The sequence below is a fragment of the Pedobacter sp. Leaf194 genome, assembly GCF_001423945.1.
GTDB lineage: Bacteria > Bacteroidota > Bacteroidia > Sphingobacteriales > Sphingobacteriaceae > Pedobacter.
The window spans coordinates 1459152-1474736 of the sequence record NZ_LMPU01000001.1; the positions used below are offsets into that span (position 1 = coordinate 1459152).

The 15585-nt window shown below is 38.8% G+C and carries 15 protein-coding genes; 10 read left to right on the forward strand and 5 right to left on the reverse strand.

Annotated features, from left to right (window positions below):
• Window positions 1–89: 89 nt before the first annotated feature.
• From ASG14_RS06430 to ASG14_RS06445, 4 genes are all read left to right on the forward strand, one after another.
• Entirely contained in the window at window positions 90–1037 is a 948-nt protein-coding gene (locus tag ASG14_RS06430) for a TIGR01212 family radical SAM protein (protein ID WP_056870151.1), read from the forward strand.
• A gap of 343 nt (window positions 1038–1380) precedes the next feature.
• On the forward strand, window positions 1381–2787 hold the full coding sequence (locus ASG14_RS06435; RefSeq protein ID WP_056870152.1) for an ammonium transporter: 1407 nt from the start codon (window positions 1381–1383) through the stop codon (window positions 2785–2787).
• A 36-nt stretch (window positions 2788–2823) separates the two neighbouring features.
• Window positions 2824–3840 (forward strand): porin, encoded by a 1017-nt coding sequence (locus ASG14_RS06440; RefSeq protein WP_056870153.1) that lies wholly within the window; start codon window positions 2824–2826, stop codon window positions 3838–3840.
• 84 nt (window positions 3841–3924) lie between these two features.
• Window positions 3925–4497: a DUF4468 domain-containing protein gene (locus tag ASG14_RS06445; protein WP_056870154.1), complete on the forward strand. Its 573-nt coding sequence runs from the start codon at window positions 3925–3927 to the stop codon at window positions 4495–4497.
• Between the two features lie 9 nt (window positions 4498–4506).
• Here ASG14_RS06445 and ASG14_RS06450 read toward each other — a convergent pair whose 3' ends face one another.
• Genes ASG14_RS06450 through ASG14_RS06460 form a run of 3 tightly spaced genes read right to left on the reverse strand, consistent with a single transcriptional unit; the run spans window position 4507 to window position 6058 of the window.
• A complete protein-coding gene (locus ASG14_RS06450) occupies window positions 4507–4974 on the reverse strand; it encodes an SRPBCC family protein (RefSeq protein WP_056870155.1) in 468 nt (155 codons plus the stop codon).
• A 32-nt stretch (window positions 4975–5006) separates the two neighbouring features.
• Window positions 5007–5534 (reverse strand): TlpA disulfide reductase family protein, encoded by a 528-nt coding sequence (locus ASG14_RS06455; protein WP_056870156.1) that lies wholly within the window; start codon window positions 5532–5534, stop codon window positions 5007–5009.
• A gap of 50 nt (window positions 5535–5584) precedes the next feature.
• On the reverse strand, window positions 5585–6058 hold the full coding sequence (locus ASG14_RS06460; protein ID WP_056870157.1) for a ribonuclease H-like YkuK family protein: 474 nt from the start codon (window positions 6056–6058) through the stop codon (window positions 5585–5587).
• Window positions 6059–6275: 217 nt separating this feature from the next.
• Here ASG14_RS06460 and ASG14_RS06465 point away from each other — a divergent pair, with 217 nt between their 5' ends.
• From ASG14_RS06465 to ASG14_RS06480, 4 genes are all read left to right on the forward strand, one after another.
• Window positions 6276–6494 (forward strand): hypothetical protein, encoded by a 219-nt coding sequence (locus tag ASG14_RS06465; protein WP_056870158.1) that lies wholly within the window; start codon window positions 6276–6278, stop codon window positions 6492–6494.
• A 32-nt stretch (window positions 6495–6526) separates the two neighbouring features.
• Window positions 6527–7849, forward strand: a complete 1323-nt coding sequence (locus ASG14_RS06470; RefSeq protein ID WP_235528531.1) for a DEAD/DEAH box helicase — start codon at window positions 6527–6529, stop codon at window positions 7847–7849.
• 94 nt (window positions 7850–7943) lie between these two features.
• Window positions 7944–8174, forward strand: coding sequence for a DUF1456 family protein (locus ASG14_RS06475; RefSeq protein ID WP_056870159.1), 231 nt, complete (start codon window positions 7944–7946; stop codon window positions 8172–8174).
• Between the two features lie 29 nt (window positions 8175–8203).
• The gene (locus ASG14_RS06480; RefSeq protein ID WP_082491376.1) at window positions 8204–8929 is read left to right on the forward strand and encodes a GDSL-type esterase/lipase family protein; all 726 of its coding nucleotides are present in this window, start codon (window positions 8204–8206) and stop codon (window positions 8927–8929) included.
• Window positions 8930–8972: 43 nt separating this feature from the next.
• Here the strand turns inward: ASG14_RS06480 and ettA are convergent, their stop codons facing one another.
• A complete protein-coding gene (gene ettA, locus ASG14_RS06485; RefSeq protein WP_056870160.1) occupies window positions 8973–10652 on the reverse strand; it encodes an energy-dependent translational throttle protein EttA in 1680 nt (559 codons plus the stop codon).
• A gap of 662 nt (window positions 10653–11314) precedes the next feature.
• On the opposite strand from ettA, the gene ASG14_RS06490 reads away from it, so the two are divergent.
• Together ASG14_RS06490 and ASG14_RS06495 are read left to right on the forward strand one after the other, a co-directional pair.
• Window positions 11315–13861, forward strand: coding sequence for an ATP-dependent Clp protease ATP-binding subunit (locus ASG14_RS06490; RefSeq protein ID WP_056870161.1), 2547 nt, complete (start codon window positions 11315–11317; stop codon window positions 13859–13861).
• A 125-nt stretch (window positions 13862–13986) separates the two neighbouring features.
• Complete coding sequence (locus ASG14_RS06495; protein ID WP_056870162.1) at window positions 13987–14496, forward strand: CAP domain-containing protein; 510 nt, start codon at window positions 13987–13989, stop codon at window positions 14494–14496.
• Between the two features lie 9 nt (window positions 14497–14505).
• Here ASG14_RS06495 and ASG14_RS06500 read toward each other — a convergent pair whose 3' ends face one another.
• A complete protein-coding gene (locus ASG14_RS06500; RefSeq protein WP_056870163.1) occupies window positions 14506–15573 on the reverse strand; it encodes a PA0069 family radical SAM protein in 1068 nt (355 codons plus the stop codon).
• Between the last annotated feature and the right edge of the window lie 12 nt (window positions 15574–15585).

Sequence of the window (15585 nt, forward strand, 5' to 3'; positions counted from 1 at the left end):
ACGTTTTGTTTTCCCGTTAATTATTTGGTTTTTGTAATCTCTGATGGCTTTATCGATAACTTAATAGTATTTGTGTATTTTTGCGAACAATGGGAACACAGGTAGATTTAGGTATAAAAGGCTATAACAATTACGGAACACATTTGCGTGAAAAATATAACGGTCAGCGGGTTTTTAAAACGATCGTTGATGGAGGTTTTACATGCCCAAACCGTGACGGCAGTAAGGGTTATGGTGGATGTACATATTGCAATGTAGATTCTTTTACGCCTGAAATTTCCCGCAAAATGCCTACCATCCGCGAGCAGCTGGAAAAAGGTATGGAGCGTGGCAAGAATTTCTATAAGGCAGATAAGTTTATCGTTTATTTTCAACCTAATACCAATACTTACGCCCCCGTACATTACCTCAAAATGATGTATGATGAGGCCCTTTCGGTAAATCCAGATGATGTGGTTGGTTTTTCTGTAGGCACACGGCCTGATTGTATTGATGCTGAAAAAGTTGCCTTATTAGAAAGTTATACGGATAGGTATGATGTGGATTTGGAAATGGGGATGGAATCTATTTATGATGAGACCTTGAACCAAATTAACAGAGGTTGCAGTCATGGTGAATTTGTAGAAGCAGTAAAACTACTTGAAAACAGTAAACTTGAATTGTGTGTGCACACAATTTTCGGTTTCCCTTGGGAAACAAGGGAGATGATGCTCAATTACATTCACGAAATTAATCGGTTTCCTCAAATTAAGTTTGTAAAATTTCACCACTTGCACATTGTAGAGGGTTCGATAATGGGCGTTAAGTATAAAAAGGAGCCTTTCAAACTTTTTTCCTTAGAGGAATATACCGACTTGCTGTGTGAGTTGATTCCATTGCTGCGTCCAGATATTGTGATCCAAAGACTTTTCGGTATTTCTGATTGGGATTTGCTAATTGCGCCAAACTGGGGCTTAAATAAATCTTCAATTCAAACTTATATCGACAAAGAAATAGAAAAACGAGGTGTTGTGCAGGGTTCTGCTTATTTTCAATAAAAACTAAAAAAAATACATATTTTTTCAAAAAACCTTCCAAATTTGGGAGGCTTTTTGTTTTTAGCTTGATTTTTTTGATAATATTCCAGAAAACTCAGCTAAAATTCTACAATTCATCTAATTCGATACATTTTCTTTTTGGTAAAAAAGCGCTAAATGTTTGGCAGTTTTTTTTGTCTATGGTATTTTTTAATCGATTTTTAGCTCCATTTCGTAAAAATTAATAGTTTTTATTAGAATATTTCTATTTAATGGTGTAAAAATTACAATAAGTCGTATTTTTAGGCAAATAAAATCAGAAAATCAAAACTATTTAATAAACCAAACAAATAAACTTAAAAACATGGGTAAAATTTTAGTCAAACAGTATGCTCCTTTTGTAATATTGATGGTATTTGCAATATTATCACTCTTTGTTCCGTTGCTCCCGAACTTTGATGAAGGAAAATATAGCGGTCCGGACATCGCTTTTATTTTAATCGCTGCGGCGCTTGTATTCTTAATGACTCCAGGCCTTGCGTTTTTTTACGGAGGTATGGTACATCGTAAAAATGTATTATCAACAATGATTAAAAGTGTTGTCGCTGCAGGTGTAATCACAGTTCTGTGGACAGTTATCGGTTTCAGTTTAGCTTTCGGCGATACGATTGGCGGTTTTATCGGAAATCCATCAACCTTTTTATTTTTCAAAGGGGTAAATTCCGGAGCTCCACATTTGCAAGGAGGTGCAGACTTAACTATTCCGCTTTCACTTTTTGCAGTGTTTCAGCTAATGTTCGCCATTATTACGCCAGGATTGGTAGTTGGCGCTGTAGCAGAACGTATTCGCTTTACATCTTACATCTTATTCATCGTTCTATTTGCAATATTTGTTTACTCGCCTTTAGCACACTGGACATGGCATCCCCAAGGTTTCTTGTTCAAAATGGGCGTTTTGGATTTTGCCGGCGGTACAGTTGTACACATCTCTGCTGGTATGGCCGCTTTAGCCGGAGCATTGGTTTTGAAACGCAGAAAATCTCACATGGAGCACAAAGAAGTGCCGCCTGCAAATATTCCTTACGTTTTAATCGGAACAGGTTTGCTATGGTTCGGCTGGTTCGGGTTTAATGCGGGCTCTGCATTGGGTGCTAACAGTTTAGCCGTTTCTGCTTTCTTAACTACAAATACGGCAGCAGGTGCAGCAGGATTATCGTGGATGTTTTTCGACGTAGCAAGAGGTAAAAAGCCTTCAGTATTAGGGTTCTGTATCGGCGCTGTTGTTGGTTTAGTGGCAATTACGCCAGGTGCAGGCTTCGTAAGCATACCATCAAGCATATTCATCGGTGCTATAGCGGCTGTGGTATCAAACCTTGTTGTTAGCTGGAAACAAAAAACAAGTCTTGATGATACTTTAGATGTTTTTCCTTGCCACGGTGTTGGCGGTATTGTAGGCATGTTATTAACAGGCGTTTTTGCAACCAAAACTGTTAATGCGGCAGGTGCTGATGGTTTGTTTTACGGCAATCCGGCATTTTTCATCACACAGTTAAAAGGCGCTGTTATAGTAATTCTATTCAGTTTTGTTGTTTCATTCGTAATTTTCAAACTGGTTAACTTAATCAATCCAATCAGGGTGTCTGATGAAGAAGAAGAAATTGGTCTTGATGCATCGCAACATGATGAGAAGTACTCTCAGGGTACATTGCTTGTTGAAGAGCGAGCTGTTTACATTGAAAAAAATAGTCCTCTAACAGAATCAGTTTCTTAAAAGAATACCATATCTAAACCCCAATAAAGCTCAAACATGAAGAAATTTTTAACCGCTATATTTAGTATAGCAAGCACTACGTGTGCCCTGGCGCAAGAGACGCCGTCCTCGCCGCTGGAATTTTCCGGGTCGGTTGATACGTATTACAAATATGATTTCGCCAAAAGGTCTAATATTCCGACATCCTTTGTCTCTGATCATAATTCCGTTTCATTGGGAATGATTGACCTGGCGCTGAAGAAAAAAACCGGTAAGGCTTCTTTTGTTGGTGAAATTTCGTTTGGTCCGCGTGGGCAAACACAATCAATTCCTGATGCAGCTGCAAACGGTTCTTCTTTCCACATTCAGAACTTATATATCAACTACGATTTTACTGATAATTTTTCGATGACCGCCGGTTACATGGGAACTTTTATCGGCTACGAAGTAATATCGCCAGTAGGTAATTTCAACTATTCTACATCATACCTGTTTACCAATGGTCCGTTCCAAAACGCGGGTATTAAAGCAACTTACAAATTCTCAGATAAAGTAAGTTTAATGGCCGGTTTATTTAATGATTGGAATCTTTATAGCGCAACAAGAGGTGTATCAAGTATTGGTGGCCAATTGATGGTTTCGCCAGTAGAAGGCTGGACAGCTTACTTAAACGTATTATCGGGTGCCGACCCATACGGCTATGGCACCATTGAAGATTTAACGACTTCGTACCAGATTAGCAAAGCCTTTAAGCTTGGTTTAAATGCGGCAAATTATGATATGGCAGATGATGCAGGCGGTTATGCCGGCGTTGCACTATATCCTCAGGTTGCAGTTGCAGATGCAGTAACCATAGGTTTGAGGGGTGAATATTTCAAATATAAAGATGTTGGTGCGGTTAAAGGCACATCTTACACCGGTGTAACACTTACTGCAAACATTAAATCCGGAGGCTTAACTTTTATTCCTGAAGTTAGACTGGACCATAATGGCGATAAACCGTTTGTTAATAAAACAGGTGGGGTAGCACCAAATGCAGGCCAGTTTTCTCTTGCCGCAGTTTACGCCTTTTAATATTTAGTTATTTTGAATATAAGCCTCCGCCTTATTAGCCGGAGGCTTTTTGTTATCTTTATTTTTCATTTGATAAAATTCGTTATGCCTTATAAAACCATTTTATTTTTTTTATTGATTGCGCTTAAAGTTTCTGCCCAGCAAAAGCAGTTTTCAGTTGATGATAACGGAAAGTTTATTTACTATGAGGTTGTTGAAAAGGCTGCCGGTAAGGATAGTTTGATGCTGAGGGCTAAGGCGTTTGTAGAATCTTATAACAAAACACTAAAGAGACAGAATAGTACCGATTCATCAATTACTGCGAAGGGTGTGATGGTTATCGACAAAACAATTTTGGTTGCGAGCCATCCAACTGGCGAGGTGAGCTTTACGCTAAACTGCGAAGCCAGAGATAAAAAATACAGATTTTGGCTTACAGATTTTGAGTACATCCCCTATGGAAGAGATAGATACAGTAATTATGTGCCAACTACAAAAATTGCCACACCATTAGAAAAAACGCCTGGCAAACTCAGCGCAGGAGAATGGAAAGACATCGTGGAGGCTGCTTATAGTAAAACGGTTAACTTTGCAGAGCGTCTCAAAAAGGCGTTGTCTAGTTATCAAACCGAAAAACGACAAATAAAAGGCGAAACGATTTCAACAAAAAAATGGTAGCATAAAAGGTTACAGCTTGCCGAAAAGCTCTTCTACTTTTTTATACCTGAAATTAAATATCCCGTTTATCTTGCTGTTAACTACGATTTCATTTGCAATCAAGCCGATTGGTCCCCAACCGATGGCATAGTGAAGAATGTCGTGCATGAGTACACCGCCTTCAATCGACTCAAAATTGTGGTTATGATGCCAAAACGCAAACGGACCAAAGCGCTGTTCATCAATAAAGTATTCTTTATCCTTTACATGGGTTATTTCTGTCATCCAGTTTAATTTGATTCCCAGCAGCGGCGAAACTTTATAGGTTATTATCATCCCCGGATACATTTTTGTTTCCTTTGTGATTGGAGAAGTTACATCAAAAGTCATGTCTTTCGGTGTAATTTCTGATAAATTAAGAGGTGAGGAAAAAAAATCCCAGGCTGTATCTAAATCAACAGGAATTTTTTGAGTGAATTCTAACCGGTAAGTTTTCAAATTATAAATTTTATAACGTAACAACCAAAAGCCTATTTTGTTGCTTTTGCTTTCAGTTTGTCGTTAATTATTTTAACCAGGGCCTGAAATTCTTTCTCTTCATAACCCATAGATTGATAAATAATTTTTCCAGTTTCATCAATCAAAATGTTTCTTGGGATAGATTGCTTGGCAAATTTGTTAAAAACCTCGCGTTTTAAATCTGGTAAGATTGGAAAGGTAAAGCCCTTGCTAGCTTTATAAGGCAGCAACTTGTCCCAGCCTTCTTCCCGACCGAATACGAAGAAAGCAAAGTTTTTATCATCTTTATGCTTGTTCCAGATCTCTTTTTGAGCCAAGGGCAATTCGATATTGCATGGAGGGCACCAGGTTGCAAATAAATTTATCAAAATCAGTTTGCCTTTGTAGTCGGCAATATTTACTGTTTTGCCTTTTTCTACCTCAAAGCTAAATACCGGTGTTTCATCACCAATTTTGGTATTTGCGTTATTATCCTCTATTTGTGCAAATACAGAACAGGTAATTGTTAACGCAAACAGCAATAAGAATATCTTTTTCATACCATTGAATTTATATTTTAAAGATACGCCTAATTAAGCTTTTAACAAATCTAGTGCACCATTTTATCTGCGCAGGTAGAACTTGCAAATGCCTCGGGTTTAGCCTTAAAAATAAAGCCCATGCTTAAAATATAACCCATTGCATCATTTAAGGCTTTATTGGATTTAAACTGCGGGCTTGTATTAATATCAGCGTGTACTTCGAGGGCAACATCATAAATATCCAGCAAATCGCATATGGAGTAAGCCGTTTCAATAGATTTTTGAACTTCCATCAACATACGTTCTTTAATGCTTACCTGCTGAGATGATTTCTCCTGATGAATGTACATGAATCCGCCGTGGTGCGCTCTAAGCAATACGATTACAGTTGCAAAATCCGTAACAGCACCTTTAACCTGCGAATCTGTACCAATACAAACCTTTAGTTTGTGTCCGTTTTCTGTTTCTCTGATGATTGCGAGTTCTATCTCTTCAAGGATTGAGGATTGAATCACTTCGCCACTAAATTTTTTCCATGTCATACGCTGTGTTTTTTTGGGGTTAACAAATGGTAATCAGGTTTTATAAAAATAAGCGCTATAAATTAAATCTGTATTAAGATCCTGTTGTTTATTTGCTAACAAAACTTTAGTTATCAACAGGTTACCACAACAAGTGAAACAGTATTTTATATTTTTTGCAACAATTGTTTGTAATTAAACGTTACATTTATTCATTATTTAACCAAATTTCATCACTATGATCGCAGAATTGATTCAAGAACTCCAATTGTTGCAACAAAGTAGAGCCAACAAGTTTGCCGGCGATTTAGCCGAGCGCATTATTTCATCAGTTGATGCTGTTAATGAGAAAGTTACGAATTCTATGTCGCAAAGAGGCAAAATGCTTTTATTATTAGACCAAAAATTAGATTTTTCTTTCGTTAGAAATATCAAGAGGAGATTCCTGAAGTTTTAACAGTCATTTTCGTGGGTTTGCAAAACCAATAAATGTTTACCTTTGGCGTAATGATAGAGCAAGCGCTTAAAAGATTAAATATTACCGCCCTGAATGAGATGCAAACGGCATCAGTTAAAGCGGCAGAAAAGGATGTCGACCTCGTGTTGGTAGCACCCACCGGTTCTGGCAAAACACTCGCATTCTTACTGCCATTGCTTTCTAAACTGAAGCCTGAAACTAAAGGCGTCCAGGCGCTTATTCTTGTGCCATCCCGCGAACTTGCTTTGCAGATAGAACAGGTTTTTAAGCAGATGAGCACTGCGTTTAAAGTTAACTGCTGTTATGGCGGCCATGCCGTACGCATTGAAAAAAACAATCTCGCGCACCCTCCGGCAGTGCTTATCGGAACTCCAGGTCGAATTGCTTATCATCTGGATCATCGTAACTTCGACGAATCCTTTATCGAAAATCTGGTTTTGGATGAGTTCGACAAATCGCTGGAATTTGGTTTTGAGCAGGATATGTCGTTCATTATCGGCTCCTTGCATTCGTTAAAACAACGTGTGCTAACCTCGGCGACAAAAATGGACGAAATTCCGGCTTTCGTTAAGTTGCGTCAGCCCGTTGAAATCGATTTTTCAAAAGACATCAAAGCTAAACCCGATTTAAAATTAAGAAAAGTTACCGCCCCGGCGGCCGATAAACTTGAAGTTTTGTTTAAGCTTCTGAGCAAAATCGGTAGCGCAAACACCCTGGTTTTTTGCAACCATCGCGAAACAGTTGATAGAATTAGCGATTTGCTCTTCGAACATGGTCTGGGTCATGATGTTTTTCACGGTGGGATGGAGCAAGCCGATAGGGAAAAAGCTTTGCTTAAGTTTAGAAATGGAAGCCATAGAATTTTAGTTACTACCGATTTGGCTGCCCGCGGACTTGATATCCCGGAGGTGCAAAATATTGTGCATTACCAGCTGCCATATACAGAAGACGCTTACATACACCGCAACGGCCGCACCGCCCGAATGCATGCGAAAGGTACTGCCTATGCAATTGTAACCGAAGAAGAACATTATAAATATTTGCCTGAGGATATTGAAGAAGAAACGCTTGAAGACAACTATAAACTGCCAGAAGCAAGTGATTGGGTTACTTTGTATATCGCAAATGGTAAAAAGGATAAGATAAATAAGATTGATATCGTTGGGTTATTCCTGCAAAAGGGAGGCTTAAAAAAAGACGATATAGGGCTTATCGAAGTTAAAGATACCACAAGTTATGTTGCTGTTAGAAGAGAACTTGTAGATAAACTGTTAAAAGCGCTTAGCGGAGAAAAAATAAAAGGAAAAAAACTTAAACTTGAAATTGCCAGTTAGGAGTTCATTGGTTCATTGGTTCATTGGAATTAGGGCAAGCAAGTTAGTAGTGTAAAATAGCATTCAATCATTCAGAATTCATTCAGTAAGAAATATGAGTAACAACGATATTTTAAAAAAATTAAGAGTAGCACTATCTTTAAAAACAGAAGATATAATAACAATATGCGATTTAGTAGGCTTTAAAGTTACCAAAGCAGAACTTGGCGATATTTTCAGAAACGAAGATCACGAAAACTTTAAGCCCTGTGGCGACCAGATTTTACGAAATTTTTTAAATGGGCTGGTTATCTATAAAAGAGGGCCAAGAGCGGAGAGCAAATAACAAAACATATATAGCGTAATCCAAGCAAGATGAAATTGACGTTTATTTTTACTGCATTTTTAATTTACGCAGGCATTGCTGCTGCGCAAACTGATGCAGCCGAAAACAAGACTAAAAAGGAAGATTTTTCTGATGATTGGGCAAACATTTCCAAATACCAAAAGGAAAATGAAGTTATCGGTTTGCCAAAAAAGGGGGAGAAGCGAGTGGTATTTCTGGGCAGCTCCATTTTCGAATTCTGGAAACAGAAAGACCCCGAATATTTCAGTGCTCATGCCTATATAGACAGAGGAATTAGCGGACAAATTTCTTCCCAGTTACTGATTCGGTTTCGACAGGATGTAATAAACCTTAAGCCGAGAGCCGTTATTATTTTAGCGGGTAGCAATGATTTAGCGGGTAGTAAGGGCCATGTAAATAACGAAACAATTCTTAATAATGTGAAATCGATGGCGGAACTTGCCAGAAAAAACCGCATCAAAGTAATCATTTGTAAATATCTTCCTATTTACGAATACCCATGGAATAAAGCGATTAAAGGTACTGCCGACCAGATTATTTCACTTAATGAAGCACTCGTTGCTTACGCGAAACTAAACAATTTCACTGTTCTTGATTATTTTACCCCATTGGTTGATGAACGTAACGGGCAGAAGTCGGAATACACAACGGATGGTGTACACCCCAATTTAGCAGGTTACAAAGTAATGGAAGTGGTAACCGACGAAGCGATCAGGAAAACTATTGGAAATTAAAGCATTCAAAAAAAAACTCCCGACTTTCATCGGGAGTTTTTTTTTAATCTAACTTTTTGTATCTGATTCGTTTCGGCGCAACATCACCCAAACGTTTCTTACGGTTTTCTTCATAGTCTGAATAATTTCCTTCGAAGAAATAAACTTCAGAATTACCTTCGAAAGCCAGAATGTGCGTACAAATCCTGTCTAAAAACCACCTGTCGTGACTGATTACGACAGCACAGCCACCGAAGTTTTCTAAAGCTTCTTCCAAAGCACGTAAGGTATTTACGTCAATATCATTTGTTGGCTCATCCAGTAAAAGCACATTTGCACCTTTTTTTAACGTAATTGCCAGGTGTACCCGGTTGCGTTCTCCACCAGATAGAATGCCAACTTTTTTCTGCTGGTCGCCACCATTAAAATTAAACTTTGAAACATAAGCACGGCCATTTACCGCTTTATTTCCCAGCTGAATATTGTCAAGCCCATCAGTAATATTTTCGTAAACGGTTTTATCAGAATCTAAATCGTTGTGCATTTGGTCTACATAACCCAACTCCACCGTTTCGCCAACGCGGAAAGTTCCGTTATCTGCCTCTTCCTGGCCGGTAATTAAACGAAATAATGTTGTTTTACCTGCGCCATTGGGGCCAATAATACCAACAATACCCGCTGGTGGCAGTGAAAAGTTAAGGTTATCGAACAATACTTTATCGCCATAGGCTTTGGTAACATTCGTTGCTTCGATTACTACATTACCCAAACGAGGCCCGGCCGGGATAAATAGCTCTAATTTATCTTCCCTTTCTTTTCCATCTTCAGAAGCTAACTTGTCATAATTGGCTAAACGTGCTTTTGATTTGGCATGGCGGGCTTTTGGCGCCATACGAACCCATTCCAACTCACGCTCCAAAGTTTTCTGACGTTTGCTTTCCGTTTTTTCTTCCTGAGATAAGCGCTTAGCCTTTTGATCTAACCAGCTGCTGTAATTTCCTTTCCATGGAATCCCCTCGCCACGATCTAACTCTAAAATCCATCCGGCAACATTATCAAGGAAATACCTGTCGTGGGTTACGGCAATTACTGTTCCCTCGTAATTTTGTAAAAACTGCTCTAACCAGTCAATACTTTCGGCATCAAGGTGGTTGGTTGGCTCATCTAATAATAATACATCCGGATGTTGCAACAATAAACGGCACATCGCAACGCGACGGCGTTCACCACCAGAAAGCACACCGATTTTAGTTTCCGGATCAGGGCAACGCAGAGCGTCCATTGCACGTTCCAATTTTGAATCGATTTCCCAGGCGCCTAAAGCATCAATTTTATCTTGTAACTCACCCTGGCGAGCCATGAGTTTCTCCATTTTATCGGCATCAGAATAGTTTTCTTCCAATCCGAAAGCTTCATTAACTTCCTCGTACTCTTTTAAAATTGCGGTTACTTCTGCCACACCCTCTTCTACAACTTCGCGTACAGTTTTTTCAGGGTCGAGAATTGGTTCTTGCGCCAAATAACCTACAGAATAGCCAGGAGAAAATACCACTTCGCCTTGATAGGATTTATCTAAGCCGGCAATAATTTTTAATAAAGATGATTTACCCGAGCCATTTAAACCGATAACGCCGATTTTGGCGCCATAAAAAAAAGAAAGGTATATATTTTTTAAAACCTGTTTTTGTGGCGGGTAAATTTTATTTACTCCTGCCATTGAAAAGATTATTTTTTCGTCAGACATAATTTACGTGTAGTTTAGGCTGAAGGCCCTTAATTTTTAAATTGGTTACAAAGATAAAAACAACAGGCCCAATACAAAGTGCTTTATCATTATCTTTAATTTAATTCAATTTCTGCTCAACGTTTTGATTCAATCCACGTTTATCATATTGCCTGATAGCTATAACTAATCGCTAGTGAATTGGGCTGTCGAATTACCAGCAGCCTGAAAGGTGATATGTAATTCCATTGGATAATCAATACCCGCAATTCGATGCTGACGTGAAAGTTTCGGATTTTCCATTCAATTTCAAGGTAACGAACTTAAGAATGATAAAAGCTGTCAGATGTCTTTTATTTTTCTGTCAAAAAATGTAAATTGCATAAGCTGAGAGAAACAAATTGTCAGTTAAAAAGTCTGTTTAAATCCTTACAATATGCAGACAAACGGCGTGGAACAGGAAAATCCGACTCTTAAAACCCGCTAAAGCATTATTACGTAGATATAATTAGGTTTTTAACATTTTTCCATATTATTCGTCAGGTAATTTTTACGTTATCGAATCTGATAGATGGCTGTTTATCCACTGATATGGCGCAATTGTTGATAAAATAAAGAAAACAGTAAAGTCACTTTTTATAATTTATTTTATAGTTTAGAGGCGAGCTGTTAAGAAAGGTATTATGGAAGCAAAATTTTCACCACAGGTTAAAGATGTAATCTCTTTTAGTAGGGAGGAAGCGCTCCGCTTAGGGCATGATTATATCGGAACCGAGCATTTATTATTAGGCCTCATCCGCGAAGGCGATGGTATGGCTATCAAAATTTTACGATCGTTAGGGGTTGATACAGGTAAGTTGCGCCGCTCAATTGAAGATGCTGTTCGCGGTACTTCTAGTGTAACTGTTAACTTAGGAAATATCCCCTTAACTAAACAGGCAGAAAAAGTTTTAAAAATTACTTACTTAGAAGCTAAAATATTTAAGAGCGACTTAATTGGCACTGAGCATTTATTGCTTTCAGTTTTGAGAGATGATGATAACATTGCTTCTCAAATCTTATTGCAGTACGGGGTTACTTATGATGTTTTTAAACAAGAGGTAGAAGTAAATAAAAACGGTTTCAGAGACGATATTTCAAATAGCGCATCAACAGGTGGCGATGATGATTATCGTGAAGAAGAAAGCTTTAGTACACCAAAAAAGGTTTCGGATATTAAATCTAAAACTCCGGTTCTGGATAATTTCGGTCGTGATTTAACCAAGGCTGCAGAAGAAGGTCGTTTAGACCCAATTGTAGGTCGCGAAAAGGAAATCGAAAGGGTTTCACAAATCTTATCACGTAGAAAAAAGAACAACCCAATTTTAATTGGTGAGCCAGGTGTTGGTAAATCGGCAATTGCAGAGGGTTTAGCTTTGCGTATTGTTCAGCGTAAAGTATCTCGCGTACTTTTTGGTAAACGTGTAGTTACTTTAGATTTGGCATCGCTTGTTGCGGGTACGAAATATCGTGGCCAGTTTGAAGAGCGTATGAAAGCCGTAATGAACGAGCTGGAAAAATCAACTGATGTTATTTTATTTATTGATGAAATTCATACAATTGTTGGCGCAGGTGGCGCATCGGGTTCGCTCGATGCTTCGAATATGTTTAAACCAGCTTTGGCAAGGGGTGAAATTCAATGTATTGGTGCAACAACTTTAGATGAGTATCGCCAGTATATTGAGAAAGATGGCGCTTTAGACCGTCGCTTTCAAAAAGTAATGGTTGAGCCCGCTACACCTGATGAAACTGTTGAGATTTTAACCAGAATTAAAGATAAGTACGAAGAACACCACGGTGTAACTTATACTGATGAAGCGATTCAGGCTTGCGTTACACTTACTTCGCGTTACATCTCCGACCGCTTTTTGCCAGATAAAGCCATTGATGCTTTGGATGAGGCAGGTTCGAGAGTTCATTTAACGAATATTCACGTTCCTCAAACGATCATTGATATCGAGGCGAAAATCGAAGATATTAAGATAGAGAAAAACAAAGTTGTTCGTAGCCAGAAGTACGAAGAAGCTGCAAAACTTCGCGATACAGAGAAAAATTTAATTGAAGAATTAGATAAGGCTAAAGCAGAGTGGGAAGCAGAAACCAAGACTAAACGCTACGAAGTATCTGAAGATAATGTAGCAGAAGTTGTTGCCATGATGACTGGTATTCCCGTGCAACGTGTTGGGCAGACAGATAGCCAGAAGCTATTGAACATGTACGATAAAGTGGCCGAGAAAATTATCGGTCAGGATGATGCGATTAAGAAATTAACCAAAGCGATTCAACGTACAAGAGCTGGATTAAAAGATCCGAAGAAACCAATCGGTTCCTTTATTTTCTTAGGTCCTACCGGGGTTGGTAAAACAGAATTGGCGAAAGAATTAGCTCGTTTCATGTTTGATAGCGACGATTCGCTTATCCAAATTGATATGAGCGAATACATGGAGAAATTTGCAGTTTCACGGTTAGTGGGTGCGCCTCCGGGTTATGTTGGTTACGAAGAAGGCGGACAACTGACTGAAAAGGTTAGAAGAAAACCATACGCTGTAATTTTGTTAGATGAGATTGAAAAAGCCCATCCTGATGTATTCAATATTTTATTGCAGGTTTTGGATGAAGGTCAGTTAACAGATAGTTTAGGTCGTAAGGTTGATTTTAGAAATACAATTATCATAATGACTTCGAACATCGGTGCCCGTCAGCTAAAAGATTTCGGTCAGGGTGTTGGTTTCTCAACTTCGGCAAAAACAAATCAGGCAGATTCTCACAGTCGTGGCGTAATCGAAAGCGCATTGAAACGTGCATTTGCACCAGAGTTTTTAAACCGTGTTGATGATGTTGTAGTGTTTAACAGCTTAGGTAAGGATGAGATTTTCAGAATTATCGATATCGAACTAAAAGCCTTATTTGGCCGCGTACATACATTAGGTTACGAAATCGTTTTAACCGAAAATGCAAAAGAATATATTGCTGATAAAGGTTTCGATAGTAACTTCGGTGCACGTCCGTTAAAAAGAGCAATTCAAAAATACCTCGAAGACCCAATTGCAGAGGAAATTTTGAAAGGCGAATTGGCTGAGGGGGATGTTTTGGAAATCGATTACGATAAAACCACAGAATTAATCGCCATAGTTCACAAAAAAGGCGAGAAGAAAAAAGAAGAGCCAAAAGAAGAAGATTCTTCAAATTAGCAAATAATTTTGAGCCCCTCAAGTTTAACTTGAGGGGCTTTTTGTTTTTAATCCTCTACTATTAGCGGATAAGGTTTTATATTTGCGCCAAAAGTCTTAAATAAGTCATCGCTCATTATCCCACAATGAACAAATCTTTACTGCTTTGCTTTTGCATCATATTCCTGTTTACAGCCTGCAAAAAAAATGCTGACACACCAGCCGAAGCGCCTGCAAATTCAGCTACGGCAGTTGTTACCGGTTTAAATGCAGATTTGATGCTTAAATTGGTTAACAATAAAAGAAAATCGGGTTGTAATTGCGGTTCTACTTTTATGCCGGCCGTAAATCCGCTAACCTGGAACGATTTATTGGCTTCGGCAGCACTCGCACATAGTAAAGCAATGAATGTGAATAATTTTTTTAGCCATACCTCTTTAAATGGTGCAAGTGCGGGCGACAGGATTACGGCTGCAGGCTACAAGTGGAACACTTATGGTGAAAATATCGCTGCGGGCCAGCCTACAGAACAGGCTGTATTTGACGCCTGGATTGCTAGCGAAGGACACTGTAAGAACATTATGGCTGCAAATTTTAAAGAAATGGGTGCAGCCAAAGATGGTAAATACTGGACCCAGGATTTCGCAGCCCGGTAGGTACATTTTTCAAAACAAACTCATCTGGTCGCTCGGAACTTTAAAGAGCGTATGATCTAGCATAATCTCTTGCTGATTTAAGCCATTTAAACGACAGTGTAATTTAAAACTATCGCTAATCATCTGGGCAATATTACCGTTCCCACGCATTCGTTCGCCGAAACGGCTGTCGTTAACATTTCCACCATGGCAGCTTTGAATCATGTGCCAAACCTTTTCAAACCTGTCTGGAAAATTTTTCCGTAACCAGTCTTCAAAAATTCCACCAATTGCACCATTTAAGCGGACAATAGTGTAACCCGCTTTAATTGCACCGGCGCTGGCCACCGATTTTAAAATAGCAGGAATTTCGTGATCACTTAACCCAGGTATTAATGGGGCAACCATCACGCCCATTGGTATACCTGCTGCGCTAAGCTGCTCAACAATTTTTAACCGCTGTTTTGCCGTCGTAGTTCGCGGCTCCATAACCTGACGAAGGCTTTCGTTAAGGCTATTAATAGAAACGTAAACCATACAAAGATTTTGCCTGGCCATTTCCTGCAAAATATCCTGGTCGCGAAGAATTAGTGAGTTTTTGGTAATCATACCAATTGGCTGCTTGTATTCCAATGCAATTTCTAATAATTGCCTTGTAAGTTTAAATTTTCGTTCTGCAGGCTGGTAACAATCCGTGTTTCCTGAAAGCGAAATTGTAGTTGCATCCCAACCTTTACGTTCTAAAAACTTTTTAAAAAGGGTAGGTGCGTCTTTCTTAACAATTATTTTCCTTTCAAACTCAATGCCTGCGCTGTAACCCCAATATTGATGCGAATTTCGAGCGTAACAATAGGTACAGCCATGCTCGCAACCCTGGTATGGATTTAGTGAATAAGCCATGCCAACATCCGGACTGTCTACCTTATTTACTACCGACTTTGAACTTTCGAAAAGAAAAGTAGTTTTATGGTCTGTTTCCTCCCAATCATCAATCCCTTCATCGTGCTCTTTAACGTAACTATTCTTTAAAAACTTATTATGCGGATTAACCTGGGCGCCTCTTCCTTTGAAATATTGAAAATCTTGTTCACCATCCATAGCAATAAAAAT

Bases quoted from the DNA above. Each gene is read 5' to 3' on its own strand.
- ASG14_RS06430 (WP_056870151.1), top strand. From the start codon at position 90: ATGGGAACACAGGTAGATTTAGGTATAAAAGGCTATAACAATTACGGA.
- ASG14_RS06495 (WP_056870162.1), top strand. From the start codon at position 13,987: ATGAACAAATCTTTACTGCTTTGCTTTTGCATCATATTCCTGTTTACA.
- ettA (WP_056870160.1), bottom strand. From the start codon at position 10,652: ATGTCTGACGAAAAAATAATCTTTTCAATGGCAGGAGTAAATAAAATT.
- ASG14_RS06470 (WP_235528531.1), top strand. From the start codon at position 6,527: ATGTTTACCTTTGGCGTAATGATAGAGCAAGCGCTTAAAAGATTAAAT.
- ASG14_RS06490 (WP_056870161.1), top strand. From the start codon at position 11,315: ATGGAAGCAAAATTTTCACCACAGGTTAAAGATGTAATCTCTTTTAGT.
- ASG14_RS06480 (WP_082491376.1), top strand. From the start codon at position 8,204: ATGAAATTGACGTTTATTTTTACTGCATTTTTAATTTACGCAGGCATT.
- ASG14_RS06440 (WP_056870153.1), top strand. From the start codon at position 2,824: ATGAAGAAATTTTTAACCGCTATATTTAGTATAGCAAGCACTACGTGT.
- ASG14_RS06435 (WP_056870152.1), top strand. From the start codon at position 1,381: ATGGGTAAAATTTTAGTCAAACAGTATGCTCCTTTTGTAATATTGATG.
- ASG14_RS06475 (WP_056870159.1), top strand. From the start codon at position 7,944: ATGAGTAACAACGATATTTTAAAAAAATTAAGAGTAGCACTATCTTTA.
- ASG14_RS06460 (WP_056870157.1), bottom strand. From the start codon at position 6,058: ATGACATGGAAAAAATTTAGTGGCGAAGTGATTCAATCCTCAATCCTT.
- ASG14_RS06455 (WP_056870156.1), bottom strand. From the start codon at position 5,534: ATGAAAAAGATATTCTTATTGCTGTTTGCGTTAACAATTACCTGTTCT.
- ASG14_RS06500 (WP_056870163.1), bottom strand. From the start codon at position 15,573: ATGGATGGTGAACAAGATTTTCAATATTTCAAAGGAAGAGGCGCCCAG.
- ASG14_RS06465 (WP_056870158.1), top strand. From the start codon at position 6,276: ATGATCGCAGAATTGATTCAAGAACTCCAATTGTTGCAACAAAGTAGA.
- ASG14_RS06445 (WP_056870154.1), top strand. From the start codon at position 3,925: ATGCCTTATAAAACCATTTTATTTTTTTTATTGATTGCGCTTAAAGTT.